The sequence below is a fragment of the Sphingomonas sp. CFBP 13603 genome (assembly GCF_014892665.1).
Taxonomy (GTDB): domain Bacteria; phylum Pseudomonadota; class Alphaproteobacteria; order Sphingomonadales; family Sphingomonadaceae; genus Sphingomonas.
On the sequence record NZ_JADBIA010000019.1, the window covers coordinates 1 to 24,528 of the forward strand.

At 59.2% G+C, this 24,528-nt stretch carries 25 protein-coding genes and 3 pseudogenes; 15 read left to right on the forward strand and 13 right to left on the reverse strand.

Annotated features, from left to right (window positions below; genetic code table 11):
- Together dnaE2 and IFR23_RS19460 are read right to left on the reverse strand one after the other, a co-directional pair.
- Window positions 1–366: pseudogene (gene dnaE2 / locus IFR23_RS19455) on the reverse strand (error-prone DNA polymerase); the annotation flags it as partial.
- 104 nt (window positions 367–470) lie between these two features.
- Window positions 471–647 (reverse strand): hypothetical protein, encoded by a 177-nt coding sequence (locus IFR23_RS19460; protein ID WP_192977257.1) that lies wholly within the window; start codon window positions 645–647, stop codon window positions 471–473.
- 41 nt (window positions 648–688) lie between these two features.
- Between IFR23_RS19460 and IFR23_RS19465 the strand changes: the two genes are divergently transcribed.
- Window positions 689–958, forward strand: coding sequence for an HU family DNA-binding protein (locus tag IFR23_RS19465; protein ID WP_132897098.1), 270 nt, complete (start codon window positions 689–691; stop codon window positions 956–958).
- Between the two features lie 335 nt (window positions 959–1,293).
- On the opposite strand, the gene IFR23_RS19470 is transcribed toward IFR23_RS19465, so the two are convergent.
- Window positions 1,294–1,500, reverse strand: a complete 207-nt coding sequence (locus tag IFR23_RS19470; protein ID WP_192239231.1) for a hypothetical protein — start codon at window positions 1,498–1,500, stop codon at window positions 1,294–1,296.
- Entirely contained in the window at window positions 1,501–1,656 is a 156-nt protein-coding gene (locus IFR23_RS19475) for an Arm DNA-binding domain-containing protein (RefSeq protein WP_192239230.1), read from the reverse strand.
- A gap of 476 nt (window positions 1,657–2,132) precedes the next feature.
- Between IFR23_RS19475 and IFR23_RS19480 the strand changes: the two genes are divergently transcribed.
- On the forward strand, window positions 2,133–2,372 hold the full coding sequence (locus tag IFR23_RS19480) for a DUF6894 family protein (RefSeq protein WP_192239229.1): 240 nt from the start codon (window positions 2,133–2,135) through the stop codon (window positions 2,370–2,372).
- 836 nt (window positions 2,373–3,208) lie between these two features.
- Here the strand turns inward: IFR23_RS19480 and nhaA are convergent.
- Window positions 3,209–4,687, reverse strand: a complete 1,479-nt coding sequence (gene nhaA, locus IFR23_RS19485; RefSeq protein WP_244655808.1) for a Na+/H+ antiporter NhaA — start codon at window positions 4,685–4,687, stop codon at window positions 3,209–3,211.
- 121 nt (window positions 4,688–4,808) lie between these two features.
- Window positions 4,809–5,924 (reverse strand): Gfo/Idh/MocA family protein, encoded by a 1,116-nt coding sequence (locus IFR23_RS19490; RefSeq protein WP_192239228.1) that lies wholly within the window; start codon window positions 5,922–5,924, stop codon window positions 4,809–4,811.
- Window positions 5,925–6,355: 431 nt separating this feature from the next.
- Between IFR23_RS19490 and IFR23_RS19495 the strand changes: the two genes are divergently transcribed.
- Together IFR23_RS19495 and IFR23_RS19500 are read left to right on the forward strand one after the other, a co-directional pair.
- Window positions 6,356–6,574, forward strand: a complete 219-nt coding sequence (locus IFR23_RS19495; RefSeq protein ID WP_093400015.1) for a hypothetical protein — start codon at window positions 6,356–6,358, stop codon at window positions 6,572–6,574.
- 88 nt (window positions 6,575–6,662) lie between these two features.
- Complete coding sequence (locus tag IFR23_RS19500; RefSeq protein WP_192977258.1) at window positions 6,663–7,697, forward strand: potassium channel family protein; 1,035 nt, start codon at window positions 6,663–6,665, stop codon at window positions 7,695–7,697.
- A gap of 35 nt (window positions 7,698–7,732) precedes the next feature.
- Here IFR23_RS19500 and IFR23_RS19505 read toward each other — a convergent pair whose 3' ends face one another.
- Window positions 7,733–8,215 carry a TIGR02594 family protein gene (locus IFR23_RS19505; protein ID WP_192977259.1) on the reverse strand — a complete coding sequence of 161 codons (483 nt, stop codon included), beginning with the start codon at window positions 8,213–8,215 and terminating at the stop codon, window positions 7,733–7,735.
- A gap of 82 nt (window positions 8,216–8,297) precedes the next feature.
- Entirely contained in the window at window positions 8,298–8,858 is a 561-nt protein-coding gene (locus tag IFR23_RS19510) for a GDSL-type esterase/lipase family protein (protein WP_192977260.1), read from the reverse strand.
- Window positions 8,859–8,979: 121 nt separating this feature from the next.
- On the opposite strand from IFR23_RS19510, the gene IFR23_RS19515 reads away from it, so the two are divergent.
- Both IFR23_RS19515 and IFR23_RS20360 read left to right on the forward strand, forming a co-directional pair.
- Window positions 8,980–9,468, forward strand: a complete 489-nt coding sequence (locus IFR23_RS19515) for a metallophosphoesterase family protein (RefSeq protein WP_192239224.1) — start codon at window positions 8,980–8,982, stop codon at window positions 9,466–9,468.
- A 296-nt stretch (window positions 9,469–9,764) separates the two neighbouring features.
- Window positions 9,765–9,929: pseudogene (locus tag IFR23_RS20360) on the forward strand (glycosyl transferase); the annotation flags it as partial.
- Here IFR23_RS20360 and IFR23_RS19520 read toward each other — a convergent pair.
- Window positions 9,884–11,278: a hypothetical protein gene (locus IFR23_RS19520; RefSeq protein ID WP_192977261.1), complete on the reverse strand. Its 1,395-nt coding sequence runs from the start codon at window positions 11,276–11,278 to the stop codon at window positions 9,884–9,886. The pseudogene IFR23_RS20360 and the gene IFR23_RS19520 sit on opposite strands and share 46 nt — an antisense overlap.
- Before the next feature lie 1,681 nt (window positions 11,279–12,959).
- Between IFR23_RS19520 and IFR23_RS19525 the strand changes: the two genes are divergently transcribed.
- Window positions 12,960–13,895, forward strand: coding sequence for a Crp/Fnr family transcriptional regulator (locus IFR23_RS19525; protein WP_192977262.1), 936 nt, complete (start codon window positions 12,960–12,962; stop codon window positions 13,893–13,895).
- 414 nt (window positions 13,896–14,309) lie between these two features.
- Here the strand turns inward: IFR23_RS19525 and IFR23_RS19530 are convergent, their stop codons facing one another.
- On the reverse strand, window positions 14,310–14,549 hold the full coding sequence (locus IFR23_RS19530) for a hypothetical protein (protein ID WP_192239222.1): 240 nt from the start codon (window positions 14,547–14,549) through the stop codon (window positions 14,310–14,312).
- 500 nt (window positions 14,550–15,049) lie between these two features.
- Between IFR23_RS19530 and IFR23_RS19535 the strand changes: the two genes are divergently transcribed.
- Window positions 15,050–15,550 (forward strand): peptide-methionine (S)-S-oxide reductase, encoded by a 501-nt coding sequence (locus IFR23_RS19535; protein WP_192977263.1) that lies wholly within the window; start codon window positions 15,050–15,052, stop codon window positions 15,548–15,550.
- A gap of 153 nt (window positions 15,551–15,703) precedes the next feature.
- Here the strand turns inward: IFR23_RS19535 and IFR23_RS19540 are convergent, their stop codons facing one another.
- On the reverse strand, window positions 15,704–16,504 hold the full coding sequence (locus tag IFR23_RS19540; protein ID WP_192977276.1) for a class I SAM-dependent methyltransferase: 801 nt from the start codon (window positions 16,502–16,504) through the stop codon (window positions 15,704–15,706).
- A gap of 1,839 nt (window positions 16,505–18,343) precedes the next feature.
- Here IFR23_RS19540 and IFR23_RS19545 point away from each other — a divergent pair.
- Complete coding sequence (locus IFR23_RS19545) at window positions 18,344–19,027, forward strand: ParA family protein (protein ID WP_192239221.1); 684 nt, start codon at window positions 18,344–18,346, stop codon at window positions 19,025–19,027.
- Window positions 19,024–19,386, forward strand: a complete 363-nt coding sequence (locus tag IFR23_RS19550; RefSeq protein WP_192239220.1) for a hypothetical protein — start codon at window positions 19,024–19,026, stop codon at window positions 19,384–19,386. Before IFR23_RS19545 ends, IFR23_RS19550 begins: the two co-directional genes overlap by 4 nt.
- A 57-nt stretch (window positions 19,387–19,443) precedes the next feature.
- On the opposite strand, the gene IFR23_RS19555 is transcribed toward IFR23_RS19550, so the two are convergent.
- The gene (locus tag IFR23_RS19555) at window positions 19,444–20,460 is read right to left on the reverse strand and encodes a hypothetical protein (protein WP_342345015.1); all 1,017 of its coding nucleotides are present in this window, start codon (window positions 20,458–20,460) and stop codon (window positions 19,444–19,446) included.
- A gap of 118 nt (window positions 20,461–20,578) precedes the next feature.
- On the opposite strand from IFR23_RS19555, the gene IFR23_RS19560 reads away from it, so the two are divergent.
- The 4 genes and pseudogenes from IFR23_RS19560 to IFR23_RS20365 all read left to right on the forward strand — a co-directional run bounded on the left by IFR23_RS19560 (window position 20,579) and on the right by IFR23_RS20365 (window position 23,045).
- Complete coding sequence (locus IFR23_RS19560; protein WP_197978564.1) at window positions 20,579–21,721, forward strand: tyrosine-type recombinase/integrase; 1,143 nt, start codon at window positions 20,579–20,581, stop codon at window positions 21,719–21,721.
- A 289-nt stretch (window positions 21,722–22,010) separates the two neighbouring features.
- On the forward strand, window positions 22,011–22,376 hold the full coding sequence (locus IFR23_RS20060; protein WP_197978565.1) for a hypothetical protein: 366 nt from the start codon (window positions 22,011–22,013) through the stop codon (window positions 22,374–22,376).
- Window positions 22,316–22,513: pseudogene (locus IFR23_RS20670) on the forward strand (Fic family protein); the annotation flags it as partial. The gene IFR23_RS20060 and the pseudogene IFR23_RS20670, both read left to right, overlap by 61 nt.
- Before the next feature lie 127 nt (window positions 22,514–22,640).
- On the forward strand, window positions 22,641–23,045 hold the full coding sequence (locus IFR23_RS20365) for a hypothetical protein (RefSeq protein WP_244655809.1): 405 nt from the start codon (window positions 22,641–22,643) through the stop codon (window positions 23,043–23,045).
- A gap of 108 nt (window positions 23,046–23,153) precedes the next feature.
- On the opposite strand, the gene IFR23_RS19570 is transcribed toward IFR23_RS20365, so the two are convergent.
- Window positions 23,154–23,498, reverse strand: a complete 345-nt coding sequence (locus IFR23_RS19570) for a hypothetical protein (protein ID WP_244655810.1) — start codon at window positions 23,496–23,498, stop codon at window positions 23,154–23,156.
- A 232-nt stretch (window positions 23,499–23,730) separates the two neighbouring features.
- On the opposite strand from IFR23_RS19570, the gene IFR23_RS19575 reads away from it, so the two are divergent.
- Entirely contained in the window at window positions 23,731–24,357 is a 627-nt protein-coding gene (locus IFR23_RS19575; RefSeq protein WP_342345016.1) for a hypothetical protein, read from the forward strand.
- Window positions 24,358–24,528 lie beyond the last annotated feature (171 nt).

The following is a 24,528-nucleotide window of genomic DNA, read 5'->3' on the forward strand; positions in this document are numbered from 1 at the left end:
AATGATGCCGGCGACCTCCACATGCCTTCCATCGCGGATGGTGGCCAGGTCCGCGCATTTGGTCACGCCACGCCGTGCCAGCTCATCGCGGACGAAGGTCAGCGGGTGCGCGCGCAGCGAGAGCTGCAGTGCCCGGTAGTCCTCAATCACCTCACGACCGTCGGTCAGTGGGCGCAGCTCAACATCCGGCTCAATCCCTTCCGCGCTGACCGCCTGATCCGCGCGGTCGGCCGCAGCGAACAGCGGCAACGGCGCTTCGCCGAGCCCCCTCACCTTCCACAAGCCATGCCGACGATCGGCACCGAAGCTGTGAAAGGCGTCGCCGTCCGCAAGTTTCTCGATCGCGGCGCGCTGCACGCCTGGTCGGCAGGTCAGCGCGTGCCCACCGCGCACCCGGCCGCCACCCGCCGCCCCGCGGGACCGAACACCTACCGGGATCCTCGCATCATGCGCGAGCGCACCGCTGGTCGTTAAAGATCGATGTTACGGGCGCGCATCGCCTTGGGCGCCAAATCTGCGATAGGCCCAAGCCCTGCGGTCGCCTCATAGACTTCGGCGACATCGTGATCCGCAAGCTTGCCCAGCATGAGGCGAACCGCCGCAACGCTCGGCTCGTCCAGTACGGTCTTTGTCTCGTCGTTCGCCATGGGTAAGGTCCCGCCGGTGTTTCCAATGGAGTACGAATAGCATGAACGTAAGTGACCTGGCCAAGGGCGTCGCGGAAGCGACCGGTTCGAACGAAGCTGACGCGAAGAAGGCGATCACCGCCGTATTTGACCAGATCGCGGCCGCAGCCGTTAAGGGTGAGGAGGTTTCGATTCCAGGGTTCGGAAAGTTTACCGTCAAGGACCGCCCGGAGCGCGAAGGCCGTAACCCCGGTACCGGTGAGGCGATCACGATTGCGGCGTCTAAGAAGGTTGCGTTCACGGCCGCCAAGGGTCTGAAAGACAAGCTGTAAGACGTGTGCGCCGGCGAGGGATCTCGTCGGCGTCAACCCGAGGGATAGGCTTCGTGTGCAACCGGTATCGTATGACGGCAAAATAGGTAAACCTTGCGGTCACCTTCGGTATCTGCCTCCTTAGAAGGACAAGGAATACCCCGTCGGTGACATCTTCCCGACTGGCAAGAAGACGACGTTCTACGGCAAGGCGATCGTACCGGACGGCGGCGAGCGTAAGCTCCGACGGATGGAATGGGGTGTGCCAACGCAGGTGCCCAGCGCACGCGACGCCTCGGTCAGCTGTCGATCGTCGCGCTCACGACGGTCGAGCGGCCGGCGTGCTGCGCCGCCTCCTACTGGGTCCTGGCGATCATGAATTCGCCCGGTATCTTGTCGCTCGCTACAGCCTCGAGCTGTCGGTGACGCGCGACGGACGGGTCAGATTCCCGGCGGTAGAAGATGTCACCGGCACCGGTCAGGTCGATCGCCGTAGTGCTCGGCAGGTATGCACAGGCATAGTCGGTGAAACGACCGTCGCCGCGGCCGGGCAGCTCGCGCACCTAGTCGCATCGGGCTTGGACAGCATCTAGCGACACTCCGGGAACGGCGCCGATCGTCAGCAGCTGCTCTTTGCCGCCAAGGCGATACTTAATCCGGAACGACTTCCGACCAGTCGGCGTAACGTAGAGGTGCAGGCCGCCTTGGTCGAACAGCATGTAGGTGGCCGCGCGGCTTTCACCGCAGCGTTGGTCAGGATAGGATACCCTTTGAGGATCGAGGTAGAATTATGGGCGAGCCGACGGAACTGCGATATTCGGTCGAAATCGCAGATCAAAAACTAACGTCCGGGTGGTCGTCGGTTGCGTTGCGGTTATCGACCGAAGGGGCGTTGAACGAGGTCCGGATCAGACGGGGCGACCAGTCGTCACATCAATTCAGGATCTTCGATCGCAGGACCCGGGAAGTTTTCGAAGAGTAAGCGCCGCTCGGAGCATCATCGTGGGTGCCTGCGGCGGAGGAGCCCTCTCCCGCACAGTTTCAAACCAACGGTTTTCTGCGGTCGCGGGGTGGCATTTTCGAGCTTGTACCCTAGCGATACCTCGCCGGCTCTCCATCAGTTTAGCCTAGGTTAGATATTCATTGCCAAATTCAGTTAAATGAAAAGCGGCAGGCGGATTGGTACCGCCCCCGAATGCGGATGTATTTCAACCTGATCGAAGGCTCTCGCACGTTTGTCGATGACGAAGGGCTAGAGGTTTCAGATATCACCGACGCTCGACGTCGGGCAATTTTCGCCGCTCGCGCCATAATCGCGGCTCAGGTTGAAGAGGGATTTCTCGATACCGCTTCCCAGATCGATATTGCCGACATCGATGGCGATATCGTGATGACCATTCCGTTCTCGGAGGCGTTTACAACGAAAGGCGGTTGAGGAACCCTCCGCCGTTACTCAAGCGATCTGATAGATCGGTACCCAAAATTAGGTAAGGCGCCCCCCGCAAGCCGCTGACATACAACCGGCATCGAAACTGAAATGCGACCAATCGGTTAAATTGGTTCTAAATTGGCGTTCTCTCGCAAAACATCCTAGTGAAAACCTAATATCCCAAATTTGGGCTGGATGGCTTGGGGATCGGCATGGATGGGATATCACTGGAAGCTGAGAATGCCCGAAACGAAGGGAAAGCAGCGAGCAGAGATCCGGCTGGTCAGTTAGATCACTGCCCGTACGATGAGCAACGAGAGCCGTTACTGAGAGCCATCTGGCAGGATGCGTTTGCTACCTCGAAGCTCTATCGTGATTGCTAGCAGCGCCCAGCGGTCTTGTCCTAACCGTGACTGTGACCGATCGAGAACCGACCAATCTAGGTCAATAACTCATTCATAACAGTTGCTTTCTCCCTGTCTGACGATACCCAGCCGAAGTATGGTTAACGACGAGATGCCGGGATGTCAGACAACCCTCCGATACGCGACTATGAGCAGCTTACCGTCGCCGAACTGAAAGCCGCTGCTCAATCGACCACAATAGAGGAGCGGCGCGCCCATCTCGATCAGGCAGGAATCTATGCTGCCCTTGGCGAACGTGCCCGCGGCTTTGCACTAGGAGATAATTGAGAGAGGCAGGCGCAGCGGTGGATAAGTCCTCCGCCGCAATGACGCTTTTTCTGCGGGTTTCAGCCGGTCATGTAACCCGGTTTTAAGTAGGCGATACCCCGACGCATGCGCGGCGATGGCGACGCGCGCGACGTAAAGGTGCAGAGGCAGTTAGACGTGGCCAAGTTGCCTGCCAGCCGAGCCCGACGCCCACTGCAGGGCGGCATACCCGAACCCGGCTGACACGACTGACGCAATAAGGACGGCAAGGGACGCCATTTCGGTACGTTGCACATCCGGAAAGGCGAGGTTGGCGATGAACAGCGAAATCGTGAACCCGATGCCCGACAGCGCTCCGATCCCGAGCACCATCCGCCACGACACCGCATCGGGGAGTTCCGCCAGCCGCAACTTCACTGCAAGCCACGTCGCCGAAAGGAACCCCAGCGGCTTCCCGAACGCCAGTCCGGCAAACACGCCCAATCCGAGCACAGAGCCAGCAGCGTCCGCGAGCAAATCCGAGGAGAAGTGAATGCGGACGGCCGAGAGGGCAAACAGAGGCAGGACCACGTACGAAACCCAGGGGTTGAGCATCTGCACCAGACGCTCAGCAGGTTCGTCGGTCGCCTGCGTCATCTCCTGAAGATAGCCAAGCTGCTTTTGCGTCCTGCGTTCGGCCTCTTCGGCGTCTGTATGATCGTCGTCTGCCTGCTGCGCATCCCGCACGGCAGCTTGGAACCGATCGATCGGTTCCTGAACGCGGTGGGCGAAGCGATGCTCGGACAATCGCGAGCGCGTCGGCGACAGCAGTCCCAACATGACCCCGGCGATAGTGGCGTGAATGCCGGACACATAGGTCCCACCCCACACGATCAGCCCTAGCAGGACGTAGGGAATGGGCGATACCAGCCGTAACTTGAGTGCGCCGAACATTGCGGCATAAGCCACGATGGCGACGATCAATGCGGTCAGATCGAGCGCATCTGTATAGGCGACGGCGATCACGAGCAGGCCACCAACGTCGTCGATTGCCGCAAATGCGAGAAGCACGGCGCGGACCGACTTCGGCAGACGCGTGGCAAACAGGCCGATGATCGCGAGCGCGAACGCCGTATCGGACGTGATGACGGTTCCCCAGCCATGCGCCGCCTCGGTTCCGTAGGTGAAGGCGAGATAGACTGCGATCGGCACAACTATGCCGCCAATCGCGCCGGCCAGGGGAAATGCAGCCGTCCGAATAGTTGATAGAGCACCTTTGGTGATTTCGCGCTTCACCTCTGCTCCGATGATAAGGAAGAATAGCGGCAGCAGCGCGTCGTTCACCCAATCGGCCAGCGGATGCGTGGTGTGCAGCGCGCCCAGGCTGATCGCAAGGCCGTTGTCCCAGAAAGCTTCGTAGACCTGTACGAGGGACGAATTCGTGCAGATGAGCGCAACGATCGTTGCGACGAGCAACGGCCCCCCGACAACCTGATCGGTGGCGAAGAAAGGCGCCAAGCGATGAAGAAACGCAGCCGTCACGGGGGAATGATGTGCGCCCGCAGCAACTTTGCCAGACAATCGCGGTGTCAAAGACATGGGTAACCTTGGTGAATTGAACGGATACTCAATCTTTCCCGATCGGTGAGCCGACATCTGCCAGTCGGTCATGCGAGACGGTCAGGTCACCCGACCGCCTCGAACGTTGGTAATCAGCGCAGAGTCCTCACGCGTACCCGTTAGTCCCCTACCCTACGGTCACGCCGGGGTCAGACCGATACCGGCCCAGCCATCACGCCGACTGAGGTATGATGCTGATCATGTCATCCTCTGCGGGTTCCTTGGCGGGCTTGAGTTTGAGCGCCTGATCCGGTTGAACCTGACCGGTTCGCGTCCGGGGATCCAGGGGCACGGTCTCGCCCGTTTCCAGCGACCGTTCGATTGCGGCAAGCACCCGCATATCAAGCAAACCTTCATCGCCATCAGCTTCGGGCTGGAGGTCGTCGAGAATGCATTTCGAAAAATACTGCGTCTCGTTGCCGAACTGCTCGACCGGATCGAAACTGTGCTCTTTGCTGCCGGCGCTGGTCGTCTCGACATACGCAATGCCGACCTTCGGGCCGAACATGAACGACGGTGACGCATGAATGCTGGCTTTCGTGCCCACCAGTTCGAAGAACTCCGACGATGCCGTAGCGTAGCTGACCATGAACTGCGCGACGCGCTCTCCGGAAAAGCGCAACGTGACCGCCACCGTGTCATGGAAATTGAAGCCACGGTTGGGCGTTTTCGTACCGACCGCGTGGACGGCGATTGGCTCCTGACCGAAGAGGTTGCGCACCGCGTTCAGCGGATACGTCCCCATATCTGGGACAGGGCCACCCCAATAGCCGTTATGGCCACGCGAATTTGCTTCCGAGACGTTCTGCGCGAAGACGGACACGAAGCTTCGCAGTTCGCCGAACTCGCCTGTCCGCGCGCGCGTTATCATCTCGACGGTACCAGGTTCGTGATGAAGCCGATACGCGATCATCAGCTTCGCACCGCTCTTCTTTTGCGCAGCGATGATCTGCTCTGCCTCGCTCACGCTGGAAGCCATCGGCTTTTCGAGCAGAACATGGATGCCGGCTTCCAAAGCGGGAACGGCATACTCCAGATGTAAAAAATTCGGTGTGGCGACATAGACTGCATCGATCTCTCCGGATTTCAGCAGATCGCGATATTGCTCGTACGACCAAGCCTTGATGCCGTAAAGTTTCGCAAGCTTGTCGGCCTTCACGGGGTCGCCGGTGACGAGCGCCGTCAACTCCGAATTGTCGGTACGACCTATGCCCGGCATGAATGCCTGTTGCGAAATCTGGCCACCGCCAACGACGGCGTAGCGCACCTTTTTCGTATGCCCGAACATATCGGTCCTTCGATGTAGACTGGAGAGCAAAGGTTAACGAGGAGCAGGCTGGATCGTTGCATCTCTACCCCGGCTGGCTCGTCGATCAATCGCCACTTTGGCAACGCGTGTTGCCCCATCTCGGTAAGATGCCTCGTAATCCGCGCACGCTGCTTCAATCGTCAGGCCGCTAACGCTATAGAGTTGTCACGCCCCAGAGACCGCTCTCAAGTTCCTGAACGTATCGATATGCCGACCCAGTTGTAGACATTCGGACTGACCTGCCCACTTCCTAACTTCGGCCATTCATTTATCTCAATCGTAGACTGATTTTCGCCATTTCAATCAGCTACGCGTTTAGGTGACGCGAGGTGTCCAGCGCACCCTCGGGCACAGCAGTCCGTTATCAACATGTGGCGATCCAGCCGCTAGACTCAAGATTGAGACATGACATGCGATTTGTTCAGATCGAGATACTGCCGCAAGGCAAGGCGCTGGTGGATATCGACAAGCTGACCCATGCAGTACCCGAAGGTAATGGGTCACGCTTGTTCCTTGGAGCGCAGCACCTCGACGTGCCGCATTCACTGGCGGAACTCGAGAACGTCCTGGCTGGTCGCGAGCGAACCGACGATGGCGCAAACAGCACCGCGGGGTTCGGCGTCCGCTAGGCCGATAGGACGTCGGACGCTCATACACGTTTGACCTATCAGCCGAGGCAACCCTTCCGGTCGGGCGGAACCATGCGTAGACCAAGCCATGACCCGTCCGCATAAACGCAGCTTTACCCTCAGACGGCGCGGTAGAACGCCGGTCTGGCTAAGGCTGCTATGGCGGGTGGGACTAGCCGGCGCGCTTATAGCTATCGCGCTATTCGGTCACTGGTTCGACCGCGATGGCCTGCGCGATAACATCGACGGCGCGATCAGCTTTCTCGATGTGCTCTACTTTACCATGATCACGGTCACCACCGTCGGCTATGGCGACATCGTGCCCGTGACGACCCAGGCGCGCATGTTCGACACGTTCGTCGTCACGCCGGTCAGGCTCTTCGTATGGATCATCTTTCTGGGGACGGCGTATGACTTCCTGCTCAAAAACGTCTGGGACCGGTGGCGCATGACCGTCATTCAGCGTCATCTTCATGGTCACGTCGTTGTCGCCGGGTATGGCACCAGCGGCGCCGAAGCCGTGGACGAGCTCGTCAAGCGTGGTGCGGATCCCGAGACAATCGTGGTGATCGACGATCGGACTGTCGCGCTCGACGCTGCCGAAGCGCGAGGAACGACCGTCATGCAGGGCGATGCGACCCGCAATGCGGCGCTGGAAGCCGCACAGCTCGCCCGTGCGCGCGCCCTGATTGTCGCGGCCGGGCGGGACGACACGTCAATCCTGATCGTCCTGACCGCGCGGGGACTGGCCCCACGGGTACCCATCAGCGTCGTCATAAAGTCGCATGACAACGAGGCAATTGCACGGCAGGCTGGGGCCGACACCGTGATCAACCCGGCAAGTCTGGCCGGTGTCCTGTTGGCAGGATCGACCCACGGCGCGCATATCGCGTCCTATCTGGCGGATCTCGCCGCGGCAGACGGACAGGTCGTCTTGCACGAACGAGCGGTAACCTCGGCAGAGGTGGGCATCCCCTTGTCGGAGATCCGTACCGGTCTCGGCCACCGTATCTACCGGGGCGATCGAAGCTTTGGGTTCTGGGAGGCGGAAACGCAGCGGCTCGAACCGGGCGATCTCATCGTCGAGGCCGTGCAGCGGGTTCATGCCGAACCCGCCACTTGAGCAACCGCGTGCCGATACCATCCGTGGCGGCAGGATCAGGCTTCGTCGGTAGAGATCGGCTTCCTTGCCGCCATCTGGACCGGCTTGCCAATCACGGGGCGGCCGGCTGGCCATCGGCGCGCGATGCAGCGATTCTTCGCTATCCGGGCTACGGTTACCGCGTCGCCCTGATTGCCACCAAGGATGTGGTACGCGGTCGCGTCTTCGCCGACGTAGAAACCGACATGGCCACCGCCCGGCCGCTCGAACACCAGCACGGCACCCGGAGCCAGTCGCTCCGGCCGCAACGCCAAGCCCCATGTCGACCATGACGTTGCCCGCACCGCAATAGAGACCGGCTCGGTACCGTTTTCCTGAAGGCAATACGCCACGAACACGCCGCACCACGGAACGCTATCGGCATTGTAGACCAAGCCCAGCACCTTCGTTCCAAGCCGCTTTGCCCAACCCAGGATCGTCGCGCTGTTGGCCGAGCCGGCAGCCTCTTTCGTGCCGAGCTTTGCACGCGCCGTTCTCAACCACTTCGGCTCCGTCACGTTAGTCCACTCGGCTTCGCGGCTGATAGGCGGAGACGTCCGCGGTCGCATTCAAACGCGGGCACTACAGCATCTTCTCCACCGTTGGCAGCATCGCCGCGACCACGGCTGCGATCGCCTTGGCGTTGGGATGCACCCGATCCATCAGCACCATGTCAGCGCGTCCCAACACCCCGGGCGGAAAGAATGGACAGATCGTCACGCCGTGTTCGGCAGCCAATCCCGCGTGGATCCCCAGATATGCAGCGGCGCGATCGCGGATGAACACCGGAGCATCGACGGTCGTCAGCAACACGGGAATGTCACAACTGCTGAGGCTCAGCAGGATCTGCTCCAGTTGCGCTCGAGTACGCGCCGCCGGTACTTGCCGCAGGACGTCGTTCGGTCCGACTTGAACGATGGCGAGCACGGGCCGCTGGTCGAGGGCGGACACCAGGCGAGGCAAGCGCCGCAGGACGTCGGCGGTGGTATCCCCCGACACCCCCGCGTTCACCACGCGCACGTCAGGACCTGCCTTGTGCAGCGCTGCCTGTAGCTGGCCTGGAAAGCTATCCGCAGCCTGAAGGCCGTAACCGGCAACCAGGCTGTCGCCGATTGCCAGGATCCAAGGTCGGTCGGTTGTCATGCGCTGCCGCGAGATAGTTCACGTTCGACGCAATGTAAGACGTCCAGTCACCATGGCACCGAACCTTTGACGCTGGAGCTCGTTAATTCGCGATGATATGCAAACGGACGTTGCGGCTCTCATGAGCGTATTCTTTACCGCCGATACGCATTTCGGCGACCATCGCGCCATCAACATCTCCCGACGACCGTTTGCCAACACGGCAGAAATGGACGAGGCGATGGTTGAGCGCTGGAATGCCGTCGTCAGCCCGGACGACGTGATTTGGCACCTGGGAGACGTAGCACGTCGCCCGACGGATGTAGCCGAATTGCTTGCTCGCCTGAACGGGACCAAGCACCTGCTGCGTGGCAACAACGACCCCGATGCGACGCTGGCGGCAGAGGGGTGGACGAGCGTTGGTGACTATGCGGAAATCGATCTGGATGACCGACGACTTGTTCTATGCCATTACCCGTTCCGAAGCTGGAATGGGCAACACCGTGGTACCTTGAACCTGCACGGGCACAGCCACGGACGGTTGAAGCCAATGCCGCGCCAGTTCGACGTCGGTGTCGACTGCCACGACTTTTCGCCGGTCCTGCTCGACAGCCTGGTTGGAGCCCGCTGATCCACGCTCGCTGAACGTTTCGGAAGGCCAGACCCATGTGTGGACGGCCCTCCGTTGGCAAGCTTGAACAGTCGCGTTGCAATGCTGGTTGGTGCGGCCATCTGCTCGCGAATGTCGTGATGGAGAGCAAAGCAGATGGGGTGGGTTTGCTCGTGATCGCCTGACAGCAATCGCATCTTGAAACTTCGATGCCGTGAGCGGCAGCCATCCACCCCATCTGTTTTGGGGGCCGCACCTTCAGAAACCGACCTCGATACGAGTATCCCAGATACATCAGTCTTTTGCATCGCCGCAGCCCGCGCTTTACTACCGCGATACTGATTACCGGGCTTGGCATCTTCGCCGCGCTGATCGTGTTCACCAGTTTGATCCTCGACACGATCGTGCGCGGGCGTCGCGAAGTGCGCAGGCTTGCTTATCCGGCCGGTCGCGCGCCATCGCGAACGCCGTGCGACGCATAGAAACATGCGAAAGCGAACAGCGCGAAGCCCGTTGCGATCGGCCAGACGAGCGTGCGTTCCATAAACCATGCGTGGATCATGGTATGCTGCCAGAACATCGTCAGCATACCCGCCACCGCCAGGTTGGACGCCAGCAACGCGATCGTACGGAAGCGCATTGCCGGGTCCGCTGTGCGCAACAGACGCTGGGCTCCCCATAGGCCGGCGACGATCGCCAGGAGGACAACCGCACCGGCCATAACCGACATGCCGGGAGCGATCCCGTTCAGCCCCTTAGCGAGCTTTTTCACCATCAGCATGAGCCCCAAATCGTTTGTCTCGCCGCGGCTCGAGTCCAGGCCCATCCGCATCCGCAATTGCAGCGCGCTGTCGGCCATCGCGCCGGGGCCGAACACTGCCATCACCAGAATGACCTTCGCTGTCAAACAGGTCAGCACGGCTGCGCAAAATGCCGCAAATGCATCGAAGGTGAAGACCGCTGGATTGCCCTCGCGCTCGGCGTGGACGGCAAAGGGTATACCGCCGATGACGGCCGCCATGCCGAGCGGGATGCCGCCGGTCAGGAACTCGAAACCCGCGGTAAGCCCACCAAACATGGCTGCCGTTGCCAGTGCGGTACGACGATGAAGCCCGCGGGTTGTCCCCATGAACGCAAGAAACAGGAGGTAAGCGAGCAGGACGATGTCGGCTGGCCCGTGTCCGAGCGACTGCCCGAAAGTCTCCAGACCGAACCACCGTGAGAATCCCACGAACAGGATCGTCCAGAACAGTGCCTCCGTCGGATGGCGACGGCGGACCAGCCCGACCATGCCGACGCACAGACCGACCAGGATGAGCAGCGTCAGCGTGGTGTGATAGAGGTTGCGGATCGCCTCGACCGACAGGTTCGGCAGCAGGAATCGGATGAGCGTCGTGTGGCCGTGAATATAGCGATGGTAGAAGGACGGAGTCGGCGTTGTCCCGCCTTTCACGAACGCGCGCAGCGTGCCGCACCGCGTCTGGGTACCCTCCGACATTGCGCTGATCGGACTGATCGTCAGCGCCTTGGTGGACGCTCGCTGATCAATCGCCTGCCACAGGATAAGGCAGTCGTTATACTGGTGCCAGCCGAGATCGGTGTTGCCCCTCAGATAGTCTTCGTTTTGCAATATTCCCGCTGTGAAGGCCTCCGCCACGTGCGCCCGCGCGGTCGAGACGTCGCGCCCAAGGCTGGCGTAACTGGCGAGCATCAGCAGCGCGAACACGACCATCCCAATCGGAACCCCGATCGCGCCCCCCCACAATCCGCGCGTGACGGTGGTGCGGAACCGACGCCAGTCGATCGTCTTCATGCTCGTCGTCATCTTCATCGTCATGGGATGCGTCATTTTTCTTGTCAGGTTCTAGCCAGTCGCTGTCCTGACCCAAACTGGTTACAATTGCGTATGACCTTCGCTGGAGTATTGGACGTCGCTAGATGGCGCGATTCCCTCCTGCCGCGCTGGGCACACAGGGGGCGGCGCGGCTCTATGAAATAGCTGCGCTTGACGAGTTCGAGGCAGCTCGCGGAATCCCCCTTCTTATCCCTATCTAGTGGGGGGCTGCTGAAGCGATTGCCCGGCTGCGGAAGTCTGACCATCTATATAAATTTACCATAGAATTAGCCGGCCTGATCCGTGACTTCGTACAAATGAACCAACGACCGCTACTGCGGCCTCAATTAGGGATGTTTAACGGCGCGAATCTAACGGAAGCGGAATAGCAGGAATGGGAAGGACAGCCGCCGGTCTCCTTATCGTTACGATGCAGCTAAAGCGGCCATTCCTGTCGAAATTTAGAGCGTCGCACCTGCCAACTCCGTGACGGTGAACATTAGCCCGTCCATAGTATCGCTATAATAGTCAGAACAGCGTTGAGCGGCCCTTGGGTTTTTCTAAGGGCCGCGAATATCACGATCGCCCCAATAGCGTGCGCGGCATGATATAAGTCGAGTTAATGGTAAGCCAAGATGCTCTGAGCATCTAGGTTTACCACTCTATCGGGATGAATGCAGTTGAATGATATTTTTGCCGCCACAAAACTTACAGCAGGTTGTACTAAAAACCAAAGCTTCTAAAATTCCCCACCTCATCCATTGGGTCAATCTTCGCCCTAGGTTCGCATCCACCGCAACACGACGGAGCTGGGGTGAGCGAAAAGCCAGTTTGTTCCTTCGTTGTCCGTCAACTCCAAGTGCCACGCGGTTGCCTTCGCCTCTACGATGGTGCGAGCACCGCTAATCCCCGCGATGTAGGCGTAGACCTTCTCGTCCCGGCCATTTGCGTGCCGTACGAGGCTGGCAAACTCCGATATCCAGTCCTTCGGCGAGCCGCCTGAATGCGTAGGTAGTGGTTCAGCCATCCCCGTCGTCCTTGTCGCTGTCAGTATATGCCCACTGTAGGCGTCCATGAGTGCGGGCGCCACGTTTCCGTTCTCTCGCCATCCAGAGGGGCAGCGAGCAACACAACGCCGGCGATCGAGCCCGATGCAGTGCTGCGTGCCCCATGTACGACTGGACGGCTCGCATCACCGCTAAAGCATCTCAACCACCGTGTCCTGCGGGACCCGGTCGGTGACTGCGAAGGCGAGCTGGGACAGATGGCATGAGGGACGGTCGGGAATGTCCAAGATGGGCAGGAAAGCGGACCTTCCGCTTTGGGGGCGGCCGAGGAAGCCGACCGCTAATTGGCCGTCGGAAGCGCATGCGTTTTCCAACTGGCGGAACCGTCCACCTCCGTGCTCTATCGATTGAGCGCCGGCTATGCCTACCTACTGGTGTGCCTTCATGAATACGTGATACTGATATATGTAAGTAAGTTTAGGGTATTAATCACTCAGGATTTCAGTAGCAATCGGACAATAAGGTTCGTCTTTCACAAACCTGCCCGTTTGTCGAAAATTTATGAACAATAACCGATGTATACCCCTATTCTAGAAATAGCTCGATGCAGAATACCAGATGACTGTGACTTTCATCGGTAAAATGCCGCCTGCACCGAAAGCGATGAAGCGATGCTGATGTCTGATGCCTGGCTCGCCGACGCTCGATCAAAACTTAAATCTCTGTTTGATGTTTTTGACTTGCACGGTAAGACATTGGTATCAGCGCAGTTGACAAAAGTTTTAGAACTTCTTGATACTAAACCAGATGAAAAATTAGGGCATGTTGATACCGACGAAGATCGTAGGTCATTAGCACCGGCGATGAAGCCGGCTTCTTTCAAAGCGACGAACCCACTTATTACCAAACTGTCGCGGGTAATGACGCTCTCACAGGAAGACTGCGCTGCCCTTCAGGCGATGTGGCAAGATGTACGTCAAACTGGCGCCCGGCGTGACATCATTCGTGATGGCGACAGACCGGAGCGTGTCCACCTTATTCTAAACGGTTGGGCGTGTCGGTACAAAATTTTGAAGAACGGCAAGCGGCAAATTACCGCTCTGCTGCTCCCCGGAGATTTCTGTGACCTGCACGTAGGCGTGCTCGATCAAATGGATCATGCCATCGGCGCCATAACTTCGACCACCTTTGCCTATGTTGATCGCCTGCAATTCGAGGAACTGACAAGCTCGCGACCGGCAATCATGCGAGCTCTGTGGTGGGCAACGTTGGTTGATGAAGGCGTATTGCGAAGCTGGCTTGTCAGCCTCGGCGTTCGAACAGCGCGCGAAAGGGTAGCGCACCTCATTTGCGAACTTCGTGAACGGATGCGCAATATCGATCGCGAAGACGGTGGTCAGTTCGCTATGCCGTTGACCCAGCCGGATCTAGCTGAGGCTCTTGGGCTCACAGCGGTGCACATCAACCGTGTCGTTCGTCAGCTTATGAAGGAAGGCGTGCTTGAAATACGCAAGGGTCAGGTCACAGTGCTCGATCTGCCTGCCCTCACCGAGATTGCCGAGTTTGACCCTAGCTACCTCCACGCACAGTCGATCGACAAGCACTAATGAGCGCGCCGAGCGCAGTCAGTATGACGCGCGGCAACCGCAAAGCGGTTCGCTTCTACCAAGTTCAGAGTACCGTGGACATGCCAAGGCAAACGACTTTATTTAGGATCATGCTCAGACAAATTTTCGGCGAGATGAAGGGCATCGCCTAGATACGCCGCGATTAAACTTTGGTCCTGGGAGTCCGCGAGCAGGAGCGCCCAAGCTATGGCGGCACGTAAGGACTCGACGTTTTGTGCGTTCATCGCCGGCATATTACCTGTCCGATTCTTCCAGTTCAGCGGGGGCATGGCATAAGGTTAATTTCGCGAGCTTCACGCAGATCAAGGCTTCAGAAATTATTTCCGGCAAGATCGTTTGATGATTGGTGACCAAGCTCGCGGTGAGGCCGCTCAGTGCATTCTAGATGTTCGTTCATTGCGGAAGGTCATGTTCCCCAGTGAGCTCTTCGACGAGTTCGCCTGGAATATGATGCTGCATCTGTTTGTCGGGCTGGCCAACAACCAAGTTATGACGGAAAGTGCTCTCATTGAGAAAGCCGGGGCCAGCGAGCATTCCGGTCGGAGGTGGATTGAGCATCTTGTGAAAGACGGTCAGGTGGCGGAGCGACGTGGCCATGACGATGTGGTTCTTACCGCAGACGCCATAGCTCACCTGCGAACCTTTTTGGACCACGTCCTAAATCGCGGCGACGCGATAGTACGCGCCTGAACGTCACCGGAATGGCTGGTTAGGGCATCAGCAGGCGGGCCATGTCGACGCCAAAAAAGGCCGATGTCGCGAAAGTGCTGATTTTGGATCGGGAGTTGAGGGCCGAGATCATCGTGCTGAACGGATGTCTGCTTTCAGGAGCCCCATTTCGCCAGATGAACGTCCGGGTGTGTGGGCGTAACACGCCCTGCCCTACGGCTTCCGGCCAGACCCATGTGTGGACGTTCAGAGCGGCTTGAGCGTATCTCGAAACCATCCGTTCGTTCAGATGTTGTCTTGCGGGTGTAATTAGGCCGATATCGGTTAACACCGTCGGCGTACAAGCTTAGTCGGGAAGACAGCCCCGCCTATGCCAGGCCACGATCCGACCGGCGCTACACGTTGCCGCCATTAAACACGGAAAGCGGAAGGGCATCTCGCCGGACAGGGTGGAGAAGGTGAGCATGGAAACGGCGGGCTTCGGCGGCGGGTGTCATTGGTGCACTGAAGGCGTGTTTCAAATCCTGCGCGGCGTCTCCCAGGTCAATCAAGGCTTCCTGCAATCGACCGCACCCGACGATGCCTGGGCAGAAGGAGTGGTGGTCCGCTTCGATCCTGGGATCATTTCGCTCGACATTCTGATTGAGGTCCATCTGCGCACCCATTCGGCGAACAGCGGCTATTCGCCGGACGGGCGTTACCGCAGCGCTGTCTATTTTGGGGATACCGACCAGCGGCATCGGGCAGATACGGTGATTACCCGGCTTAGGCAGAAAGTTGACAGCGCCGTGAAGACGAAGGTGTTGCCCCTCGTCGGGTTCCGGTCATCGGAAGAGCGCTACCGCAACTATTACCGTACCGACCCGACCCGACCGTTCTGCCAACGCTATATCGACCCCAAGCTGGATGCGATCCGACGAGACTTCGCTCGGCATGTCCTGTCCGAGGGCAACGGAGTGCGATAGCAATTCCGACGGCTGTCATGCCAGGACGCGACCGCGACCCTAGCTATTCCCCTGCCCCGCCGCGATTCTATGGCGATCTACGTGGTCTTTGCTCATGCCCGCTAGATCAAACCGCCTTCGGCACGCGATGTACATGTCTGCAAACTAGTGCGATCAACGCGCCTTTACGAACCGTAGCGTGAACCGGTCGCTCTCGCCGATTGCAGCATATTTCGCGCGATCAACGTCCTTCAATCGATAGCTCGGCGGCAGTGTCCAGACGCCCTCCGGATGATCGTGGGTATCCTTGGGGTTCGCATTGACCCGCGATTCTGCGGCAAGCGCAAAGCCCGCCTCTTGCGCCAGGCGAACGACCGTAGATCTCTTGATGTAGCCGCTCGTCTTCTCACGCGCCGTGTCCATTTCCTCCGGCAAGCAATGATCGACGACACCGAGTACGCCACCCGGCTTGAGCGCCGCATAGAACGCCTTGAACACGCGGCCTGCTACGGCGGGGTCGTCCTGCATCAAGAGGTTGTGTATGTTCCGGAACGTTAGCAGCACATCCGCACTTCCCGCCGGAATTGAAGACGCTCCGGTCGTAAAGTCGATCGTCGCGACCTGCGTCACGCCATACTCCGCGGTCTTATCGGCAAAAACGCTGCGGGTGCGCTCTGCCTGCGCGGTCGGCACCAGCGCAATATAGTGCCCCCGGCCCTTTACCAGCGGTGTAAGAATCTCGGTATACCAGCCGCCCGCCGGCAGGAATTCGATGATCGTCTGCGTCGGCTTAACGCCGAAAAAGGCCAATGTCTGCGCCGGGTGACGATAGCGATCACGCGCGCGGTTCGCTGGCGTCCGCGTGGGCGATGCGAGCACGGCAACGATATCCTTAGAGGGAGCAACGGATTGTGCTCCCACGCCCGTAGCGCCAAACGCGACGACACAGGTCAAGGCGGCGAGCAGTCGGTTCATAGCGTTACACTTTCTGAGCGATTCTTCTGCGACAATGCCCCGCGCGAGCCGGCCGCACAATCTCGACGGCTTCGGCGGTGCCGCGACACTCGGGATCGTCGTGATCGCGCATGTCACCGACGCAAAATCTAATCTACCTATGTCCTAAGGCATGGAACCGAAAGCGTCACAGGGGATGTCTCCCTGTGGACCTTTTCCCCCGGCCATACACGTTCGCTATTCAACAGTTACCCAACCCACAGGCGGTCATTCTCGCTCCCTTCCCCGCTCCACCAGAAGCGGTTTTCTAGCCCCCTGCCCCGCCTCTTAAACATGGGGTAATCGCGGGAGCGAAGCCTTAGCGTTCATGATGGATGTTGGTGGCTGTTCCCCGATAAGATGGAAGTACGGGCTCACGACCGGAAGCCGGGCCCAAGCATCTGATGGAGAACAACCACGGACGAGTATATCGGACTAGACGTTTTCTTGAAAGATGGGGTGGTTGTCGCCCTCTCCAGACGGCATCGCAATGTGCCAAGTTAGTGGTGTTGAGGCCACTTAGCGGAAAGGACGGCAGCCGTGACAATGGATACGATGATTGGCGTGGATTTGGCAAAATCTGTTTTTCAGTTGCACGGCGCATCGATGACAGGGTAACTTTAATTTCGAAAGAAGCTGTCGCGGCTGGGTTTAGACGATGCTTCCGGGGATACTGAGCTAGCGGGAAATGTGCGCGGTCTTTGTACGGTTGACGATCAGCTTTCGAACTGGGTCGGGATTGATACGTGGCTTACGGCTTCTATAATCGCCCTCGCCTTTGCCTCCTCGATATCTTCAATGTGCCGCTCGCGTTGGATGTTCGTCTCGAACTGTGGAAAAAATAGTAAGCTTGTCGAGAAGTGCTTCCCAGCCGCCGTGTTCGTATCGATCAGTTGCTAGTCGCCTTGATCGCGATTCCCTTCCCTTAGCGCGTGCACAACATCCGCATGTTCTGTATTGACTGCGCGAACCGTTCGAGACCGGTGATGACCAGGCTGTGGCCTTCGCCAACGAAGACGAGCGGTACTTGCAACTCGGTTTGTACGCCGTCTAGCACTACGAGCGCCCTCCCCCCTCCCGAGTACGACCGATTAGCTGTATTACACTGATTATATATAATTCAGCGATTAGCGGTCTTGCCTACTGTGGGCAGTCCTACACTCTATGTAAGCCGAAACGGCACGCATCGTGATTATCGGTTTGACGTGTAATACCGCGAATAGATGTAATGCCGGTAGTCCGTGTAACTCAGGTAGTGCATGTGCAGCGGCCATTATACGTAAGGCCGGGCTCATAGGCAGGACCAGCTTTGCAGACCCGGGCACCATTATAATACCTGTACTGCATATAATACCAGCAATGCGGGTAGGACGTGTAACACCTGCAACACCAGCAGCACAAAGAATTTATAAGATATATATCATTCCTGTAATACCGATAATGCCGCTAATACCTGAATCCTATGTAACACCTGCAACCTACGTAATACTCGCAACTTGTGTAATACCTGCAATTCGGGTAATACGTGCAATTTGGGTAACACGTGCAATTTGGGTAACACGCGCAATTCGGGTAACACGCGCAATTCGGGTAACACTCGCATTGCACCCATTGCCTGTATATGTGGTATTACCTGCAATGCCGATAACCCGCGCAATACCCCAACCACGACGAATTACGTTGATTCAGCTAACGTGTGTATTACGCCGATTATAGCTATTAACTTGATTACTTGTATGGTAATTATACTGGTATTACATATAGTACCTCTAGTAAATGTAATAGCGGTACTACAGCTAGACAACAAAGGGAGGCGTTGCGATGCCGGTTATAACTTTGCTCTCGCCTAAGGGCGGCGTAGGGAAAACCACAGCCGCGTTGCTGTTGGCGATCGAGCTGGCAGAAGGCGGCGCTTCGGTCGTCATAGTAGATGCCGATCCGAACTTCCCACTCATGAAGTGGGCAGGCTTGCCAGGCAAGCCGGAGAACATTGAGGTCGTTCAAGAGGTCGACGAGGACGCAATTATCGATACGATCGACGAGGCACAAAAGCGTGCGCGGTTCGTGATAGTCGATCTTGAGGGCAGGGCGTCGGCGCGCGTTACCAACGCGCTGTTGATGACCCATTTGGCGATCGTGCCGATGCAAGGATCTGTGCTGGACAGCGACCAAGCCGCCCGCGCTTTCCAAAGCATCCGACGTGCGTCAACCGCGGCACGTCGTGATATCGCATTTGCGGGCGTTTTTACGCGAACGCCTGCCAGTTCGCGTATCCGATCACGGGTCTCGCAGCAGATCGCTGACGGCGTTGAGGAGGCGGGGATTACTACGCTCCCGACGTCGATTGCCGAACGAACCGTCTATCGTAGCCTGTTCGCTCAAGGGGGTACTCTAGCAGGTCTCCAAGGTACGCCCAGCGCCTCGATTGAGAATGCGCGCGTCAACGCCGCGGGGTTTGCCCATGATGTTCTTGAGGCTCTGAAAGCGGCGAGGACCAACGCATGAATGACAAGGCAGCAAAGCCCGCATCACGGCTCGCGGGCGTGACGAGCTTCGGGCTCGATGACAGTGACTATATCGCTCCGCCACCGCGGGACATTCGAGACAAGGCGAAAGCCGGGGGGGAGTTGCTTGGGTTCCAGTCGGACAAGCCGGCAGCGCCAGAAGCGCCTGCCGCTTCCAAGAAACGTACTCGTCAGCCTTCGCAGTACCCAGATCACTACAATCTGCGACTGCGCGAGGGCGATCGCGATCGGCTCGACGAATATGCGTACCGTCATCGCATGGCGAAGGGGGAGGTGTTCGGAATTATGCTCGACCTTCTTGAAGCGGAGGAGAAGCGGAAGGCAGCCGAGATGGAGTAATGTTGTCGGGGCCGGGTACCAAAACCTGTGCCCCATCCGCTTGGAGTAAGAGCTTGGCTACTTCGACGCGCTCGGAAACCGTGCGTCGAAAGCCGCCAGTTCACTGTCGAACTGTGCCAGAATCTCTGCAAGACCGCGGTCTGGTGAGGGAAGGCGGGGCCGCAACGCGGGACGACCTTTCGGCGCCGCCACGAATCCCAAGGTGATCGCAAGGTCTGGGACGATGTAGACTCGCCAGGCCCGGCGTCCGCTGACTTCTACGACCAGACCGACGGCAGCGGCGCGAGCGAGCAATTTTCCCGCTCCAGAAAGTGTCAGTCTTAATCGCCGCGCAACCGCCTCGGGCGATTGCACCGGCGCGACCATCAGCAGGGTTGCAAGGCGTCCCAGAGAACTTGGTCGACGTTCGCCTACCAGGGCCGCGATGCTGATCGCGTGCGCATCCTCGATTGCCGTCAGACTTTGGCGACCTGCAATAGCAGCGGTTTCGAGCATCCTGAGGATCCGCCGGACGGCAGCACCGCGGTCGCGCTCTCTGGTCGCGTTGAGTAACTGCCGATCACCCGCGACGAGGCAGGGGAGGGGGACCTCGGTCAGACCGAGTCGGTGTAGGAAAACGGGCAATGCCAGCCACGCCATGATCGATGGGTCGGCCTTTAGGAAGTCCGTCAGCAGGTCGAGCGCCCGGCGCAGTACCGGCACTCGGCCTCGTCCAGGTTCAGGCCTCACCGTAAAAGGAAGATCCTCGGCCCAATGGCGACCTGTCTGGTCAAGCCGGTCACGCCACGGTGTGAAGGCAGCGAAATGATCGATGGTGGTTTGAAACCGGGGTCTGCCAGGCACAGGAACGCCAGAACCCCAGGAAAATACATCTATATCGTCAATCTCTACACCCTGTAGTCGGAGTGCGCGTGCGTACCCGGTCCACGATGCCCGCAAGGTCCAGGCCGGAGAAGCAAAACTGGCGGAAACTAGGGCATCGAGCCGCCCGATCGAAACGCTTGCCCGTTCGATCAGGTAGTCCGTCGTCTCTGCCAGCGGACCGATATCTGAGGGATTTGAGATGGCGTCCACGACCGAGTTATATCCGCAACAGGGATGATCCGTCTATGTCGAAGTTGCAAATACCCGTGATAATAAAAGGTTATCGCGACCCTGGCTGTTTGGAGCGGATCGCGTTAACGTCGTAAAGATGGCTGATTACCCCGTTTCTCCCGTTCGCTATGGCTCCAGCGCCAGCCTTGATGCCATCGTGGGCGAAGTTACAGCACTTGCGCCGCAGCGGCGCCTTCTTGATCCGCAGGTCGTCGCCGCGGCTTCCCGCGCCTGGTCGGCTAACACCGTGCGCGCATTCCTTTCGGACCTGCGCCTGTGGGATCTATGGTGCCGACGATCGCATGTGCAGACCGGCGCGGCGACCGCGCAGACCGTCGCCGCCTATGTCCGCGCGCTCTCCGGCCAAGATGTCAGTACCGAGGCTGCGCGCGCGACCGAGGCGCGCTCGGCCGCGACGATTAGTCGTTACCTCGTCCACATCGGGTGGGCCTACCGTATGGCCGGTCGGGAGGACCCGACGGCCGCACCGCTCGTGCGCCTTGAACTCAAAGCCGCTCGTAAGGCAGTCGGGACGCGACAGGCCCAGGCGCGCGCGATCCGTTTCAAAGGCGATGTTACCGATCTCGATGGGCCTGCGGCCGGGGTGTCGCTCACAGCGCTGATCAAAGCCTGCCGCAAAGATATGCTTGGCGCGCGCGATGAGGCGCTCCTCCGCGTTGCCTACGATACCGGCTGCCGGCGTTCCGAACTGGTCGCGATCAACGTGATGCACATCGATGGGCCGGATGGGGAAGGGGCGGGGACGCTGCTCATCCCCAAGAGCAAGACCGATCGCGAAGGGCAGGGCGCACATGCCTATCTGTCGCCGGCGACGATGCGCGCGATTGATCGCTGGCGGGACAAAGGCGGGATCGACAAGGGGCCGCTATTCCGGCGGGTTGAGACCTACTTCGATGGCACTGTGCGATCGGTCGGACCGGGCGCGCTACATCCGGGAACTATCGGAATTATCTACAAGCGGCTCGTCCGCCAGGCGTTTGCGAAGAAGCTGCTCGGCGCCATGGGCGAGAGCGAACTCGAGCGGTGGATCGCGGCGGTGTCGAGCCACTCGATCCGGGTAGGCGTGGCGCAGGACAATTTCGCCGCGGGCGAAGCACTTCCGGCGATCATGCAGGCCTATCGCTGGCGCGATCCCAACACTGTCATGCGCTACGGCGCCAAACTTGCCGCAAAAAGTGGCGCCAGCGCACGCTTGGCAAAGCGCTTCGCCGTCGATTGATCTGAGGCGCCCGGTTTCGCCCCAATCAGATCAAACCACCTTGGAAACCGGCAGAGAAGCAACCGAAAACCGGCAGAGATAGCGCCAAATATCCCGGTAAAGCGCCGTTTCTGGAACCCTTTAACCGGCATAAGAACCGGCGTGGGTATCTTCATGATGGAACCCATGGTGCCGGAGGAAGCCTCCCATGCCTTGGAGGATGAAGCCTTCACACTGACGGCGAGGCCAACCAGTTGGCCGGACGGGTTCATTCCATCTTGCGCGCCTTGATCGGGATCTCGTCCGATCGATGAACTGCTATTGTTCGAACCTGATCGAAGGCCATGACACACATTCCCGTGAAATCGACCGCGCGCTTGCCAATGACTTTGTCGAAGAGCCCAAGCGACGAGAGCTACAGCAAGAGGCCGTCGCCCGTATCCATGTTCAGCGGCTGATCGACAGCGGTCAGGACCCCGATATCTGGCCTGCTACTGCAGCCTATGCCGCCTGGCTGCACCGGAAATTCTGTTCGCGGCTCCCGGCTCAAATGCTTATCGTCACGCACCCGGACTCCGGTGAGCGGATCCCGGTCGTACCCGGGCGCTGGAGCGAATACGACGTCATGATCGGGCGACACCTGCCACCCAAACCCGCCGATCTGCCCGTTTCCTAACGCGGTTCGATCGTGCCTATCAGTCGTCGCCCTTGTCCAAGCCCCGGCAGGTTCAGGCGGTCAGCGCCACGCATCATCGCTTCTTGTGGATCCATCCTTTCCTCGACGGGAATGGTCGCATGACCCGTCTCATGTCCTATGCCCTGCTCAAGCGCCTGGGGATTGGTACAAGCTTCTGGTCCGTCGCACGCGGCCTTGCCCGCGAAGGGCGCCCGTACAAGACTCTGTTGATCCAGGCGGACGGTCCGCGCGAGGGAGGCCGGGATGGGCGGGGCAATCTCACCCAGCGCGGGTTGCTCAAATTTTCCCGCTTCTTCCTCGAACGAGCAATCGACCGGGTCCGGCTTATGGCGGGCCTCGTGGAACCCGACATTCTGCTCGAGGATCGAGATCCATGTCGAGGAAGAGATCCGGATGAAGCGCCTTCAGCGAGGCAGCTTTGCCGTGCTGCGCGAGGCAGTGTTATCGGGCGAGGTCGAGCGTTCCAAAGTTCCGTCGCTCACGGGCTACGAAAAGCGGGCCGCGCGCCTCGTCACTGCCGGTTTGGTCGAGCGGGGCATGCTGACCGCCACGACCCACCGCGCGCCGCTCGGGCTTGCCTTCCCGGCCGACGTCGCGGAACGCTGGTCTTCCAACCTCTATCCCGCCAACGCTGGTAGCCGCCCTTAAAGCACATCATCCTCGAGCGCGTTCGTCGCTGCCGACCGAGCGCCGCGCGAACGGGTAACCGAGGACATGCCGGCCTAGCTTGCTCACAGGCCGAACACCCCGGTCGAGTTATGCGGTCTCAAGTTTTGCAAGATGTCCCGCTACGGCCTTACCGCCATGGCGCCGAATTGCGGCAGCGATAGCCCGCGCGTCAGACTTGTCGATCGCCGCGATCTTGACGCGATCTAGGGCGGCCAAGAGGGTTGGTCGGCCTGCGTCCCTAGCTGCCAGTTCTGCTGCCTTGGCTTGTTCATCGAGTGCTGCAAGTTCTGCCTTCAGTGCCTCGCGGCGCGCTTCGATCGTCAAAAGGTCTGCCGGTTTTGACGATGGTCGGGGCATCGGAATACCTTCGGATTGTTTATGCGAGACGCGCCGATGGTGGCAACGGGCGGCGATAATATCCAGATCAGCCATGGCAAAATACGGCAAGCTGAAGCAAATTCATGGCGTATTTCAATAGCACGTACCGTAACGTAACAAAGCGGTTCTCGCGGTCGGCAGATGATAGTGGATAACGTTGCGTTGCAGCGGTAACATCCCACTCCGAGTCTTCTGCAATGAATATGATTGTAAGGAAGTGCTTTAGAAGCTAATTTGGTATCAGTAAGGGATGGCAGGATATGTCTCATGGCACCAATGTCGGACATTGGCTTATGAGACGCCGCTGCGCGGGGCTTTTGAAATGAAAGTAACGGTCCGACTGACGGATGAGCTCGTTGCAGAGGTCGATCGCATCGCCACGGCGAATGGACAGACGCGCAGCAGCTGGATCGCGACCGCGCTTACGGTCGCGGCCGTCTCTCCTGAAAGCGGGAGCGTGCCGATCATACCAGTACAGGGGAGGGGGCACCCCGACGATTATCTCCGCGTCACGGTCCGCTTGAACCGCAGCGAGATCGAAGCGATCGACACCGTGGCAGCGCCCATGCGGCTGACACGGAACGAGTGGATCAAGCGGACAATACGCTGGCAGCTCTGGGACAAGGCCGCGCTTCTGCGGCTCGCTCCTTCGACCCAGATCGAGATTGGTAAAGTCCGCAAACAGGTTCTCGCGATCGGGCGGAACATTAACCAGGCCGTCCACGCGATGAACGCGATGAACGCGGCGAACATGCCGGAAAGCTCGCTCGACATCGCCCGGATCGCCGGCTCGTTCCTCGAGACCTGCGCGGAATTGCGGAGCCTGCTGGTTGAGGCAAGGCGCGAGCTGGCGTCATCGATCGGTGGTGAAATTGGCTACTGGACCCGCAAGGACGAGGGATCAGCTAAGTGAGCTTGCGCCTTTCCCCTGATACGCTGGACTCGATGGCACGCGTCTTTGCGCCCCCCAAGAAGTACCGCATGGGATCGGGTGGGGGAAGCGCCAAGGGTCCGAAGACCGGGAGCGCGATCCTCAGAATTGCCGTCGGATCGATGTTCCCGAAACCTGCGTCTTCGTCAGGGG

Excerpts from the sequence above, each read along its gene's own strand:
- IFR23_RS19460 (WP_192977257.1), bottom strand. The coding sequence starts at position 647 with ATGGCGAACGACGAGACAAAGACCGTACTGGACGAGCCGAGCGTTGCG.
- IFR23_RS19465 (WP_132897098.1), top strand. The coding sequence starts at position 689 with ATGAACGTAAGTGACCTGGCCAAGGGCGTCGCGGAAGCGACCGGTTCG.
- IFR23_RS19475 (WP_192239230.1), bottom strand. The coding sequence starts at position 1,656 with ATGCTGTTCGACCAAGGCGGCCTGCACCTCTACGTTACGCCGACTGGT.
- IFR23_RS19480 (WP_192239229.1), top strand. The coding sequence starts at position 2,133 with ATGCGGATGTATTTCAACCTGATCGAAGGCTCTCGCACGTTTGTCGAT.
- nhaA (WP_244655808.1), bottom strand. The coding sequence starts at position 4,687 with ATGACCGACTGGCAGATGTCGGCTCACCGATCGGGAAAGATTGAGTAT.
- IFR23_RS19490 (WP_192239228.1), bottom strand. The coding sequence starts at position 5,924 with ATGTTCGGGCATACGAAAAAGGTGCGCTACGCCGTCGTTGGCGGTGGC.
- IFR23_RS19495 (WP_093400015.1), top strand. The coding sequence starts at position 6,356 with ATGCGATTTGTTCAGATCGAGATACTGCCGCAAGGCAAGGCGCTGGTG.
- IFR23_RS19500 (WP_192977258.1), top strand. The coding sequence starts at position 6,663 with ATGACCCGTCCGCATAAACGCAGCTTTACCCTCAGACGGCGCGGTAGA.
- IFR23_RS19510 (WP_192977260.1), bottom strand. The coding sequence starts at position 8,858 with ATGACAACCGACCGACCTTGGATCCTGGCAATCGGCGACAGCCTGGTT.
- IFR23_RS19515 (WP_192239224.1), top strand. The coding sequence starts at position 8,980 with ATGAGCGTATTCTTTACCGCCGATACGCATTTCGGCGACCATCGCGCC.
- IFR23_RS19520 (WP_192977261.1), bottom strand. The coding sequence starts at position 11,278 with ATGAAGATGACGACGAGCATGAAGACGATCGACTGGCGTCGGTTCCGC.
- IFR23_RS19525 (WP_192977262.1), top strand. The coding sequence starts at position 12,960 with ATGCTGATGTCTGATGCCTGGCTCGCCGACGCTCGATCAAAACTTAAA.
- IFR23_RS19535 (WP_192977263.1), top strand. The coding sequence starts at position 15,050 with ATGGAAACGGCGGGCTTCGGCGGCGGGTGTCATTGGTGCACTGAAGGC.
- IFR23_RS19540 (WP_192977276.1), bottom strand. The coding sequence starts at position 16,504 with ATGAACCGACTGCTCGCCGCCTTGACCTGTGTCGTCGCGTTTGGCGCT.
- IFR23_RS19545 (WP_192239221.1), top strand. The coding sequence starts at position 18,344 with ATGCCGGTTATAACTTTGCTCTCGCCTAAGGGCGGCGTAGGGAAAACC.
- IFR23_RS19550 (WP_192239220.1), top strand. The coding sequence starts at position 19,024 with ATGAATGACAAGGCAGCAAAGCCCGCATCACGGCTCGCGGGCGTGACG.
- IFR23_RS19560 (WP_197978564.1), top strand. The coding sequence starts at position 20,579 with ATGGCTGATTACCCCGTTTCTCCCGTTCGCTATGGCTCCAGCGCCAGC.
- IFR23_RS20060 (WP_197978565.1), top strand. The coding sequence starts at position 22,011 with ATGAACTGCTATTGTTCGAACCTGATCGAAGGCCATGACACACATTCC.
- IFR23_RS20365 (WP_244655809.1), top strand. The coding sequence starts at position 22,641 with ATGGGCGGGGCAATCTCACCCAGCGCGGGTTGCTCAAATTTTCCCGCT.
- IFR23_RS19570 (WP_244655810.1), bottom strand. The coding sequence starts at position 23,498 with ATGGCTGATCTGGATATTATCGCCGCCCGTTGCCACCATCGGCGCGTC.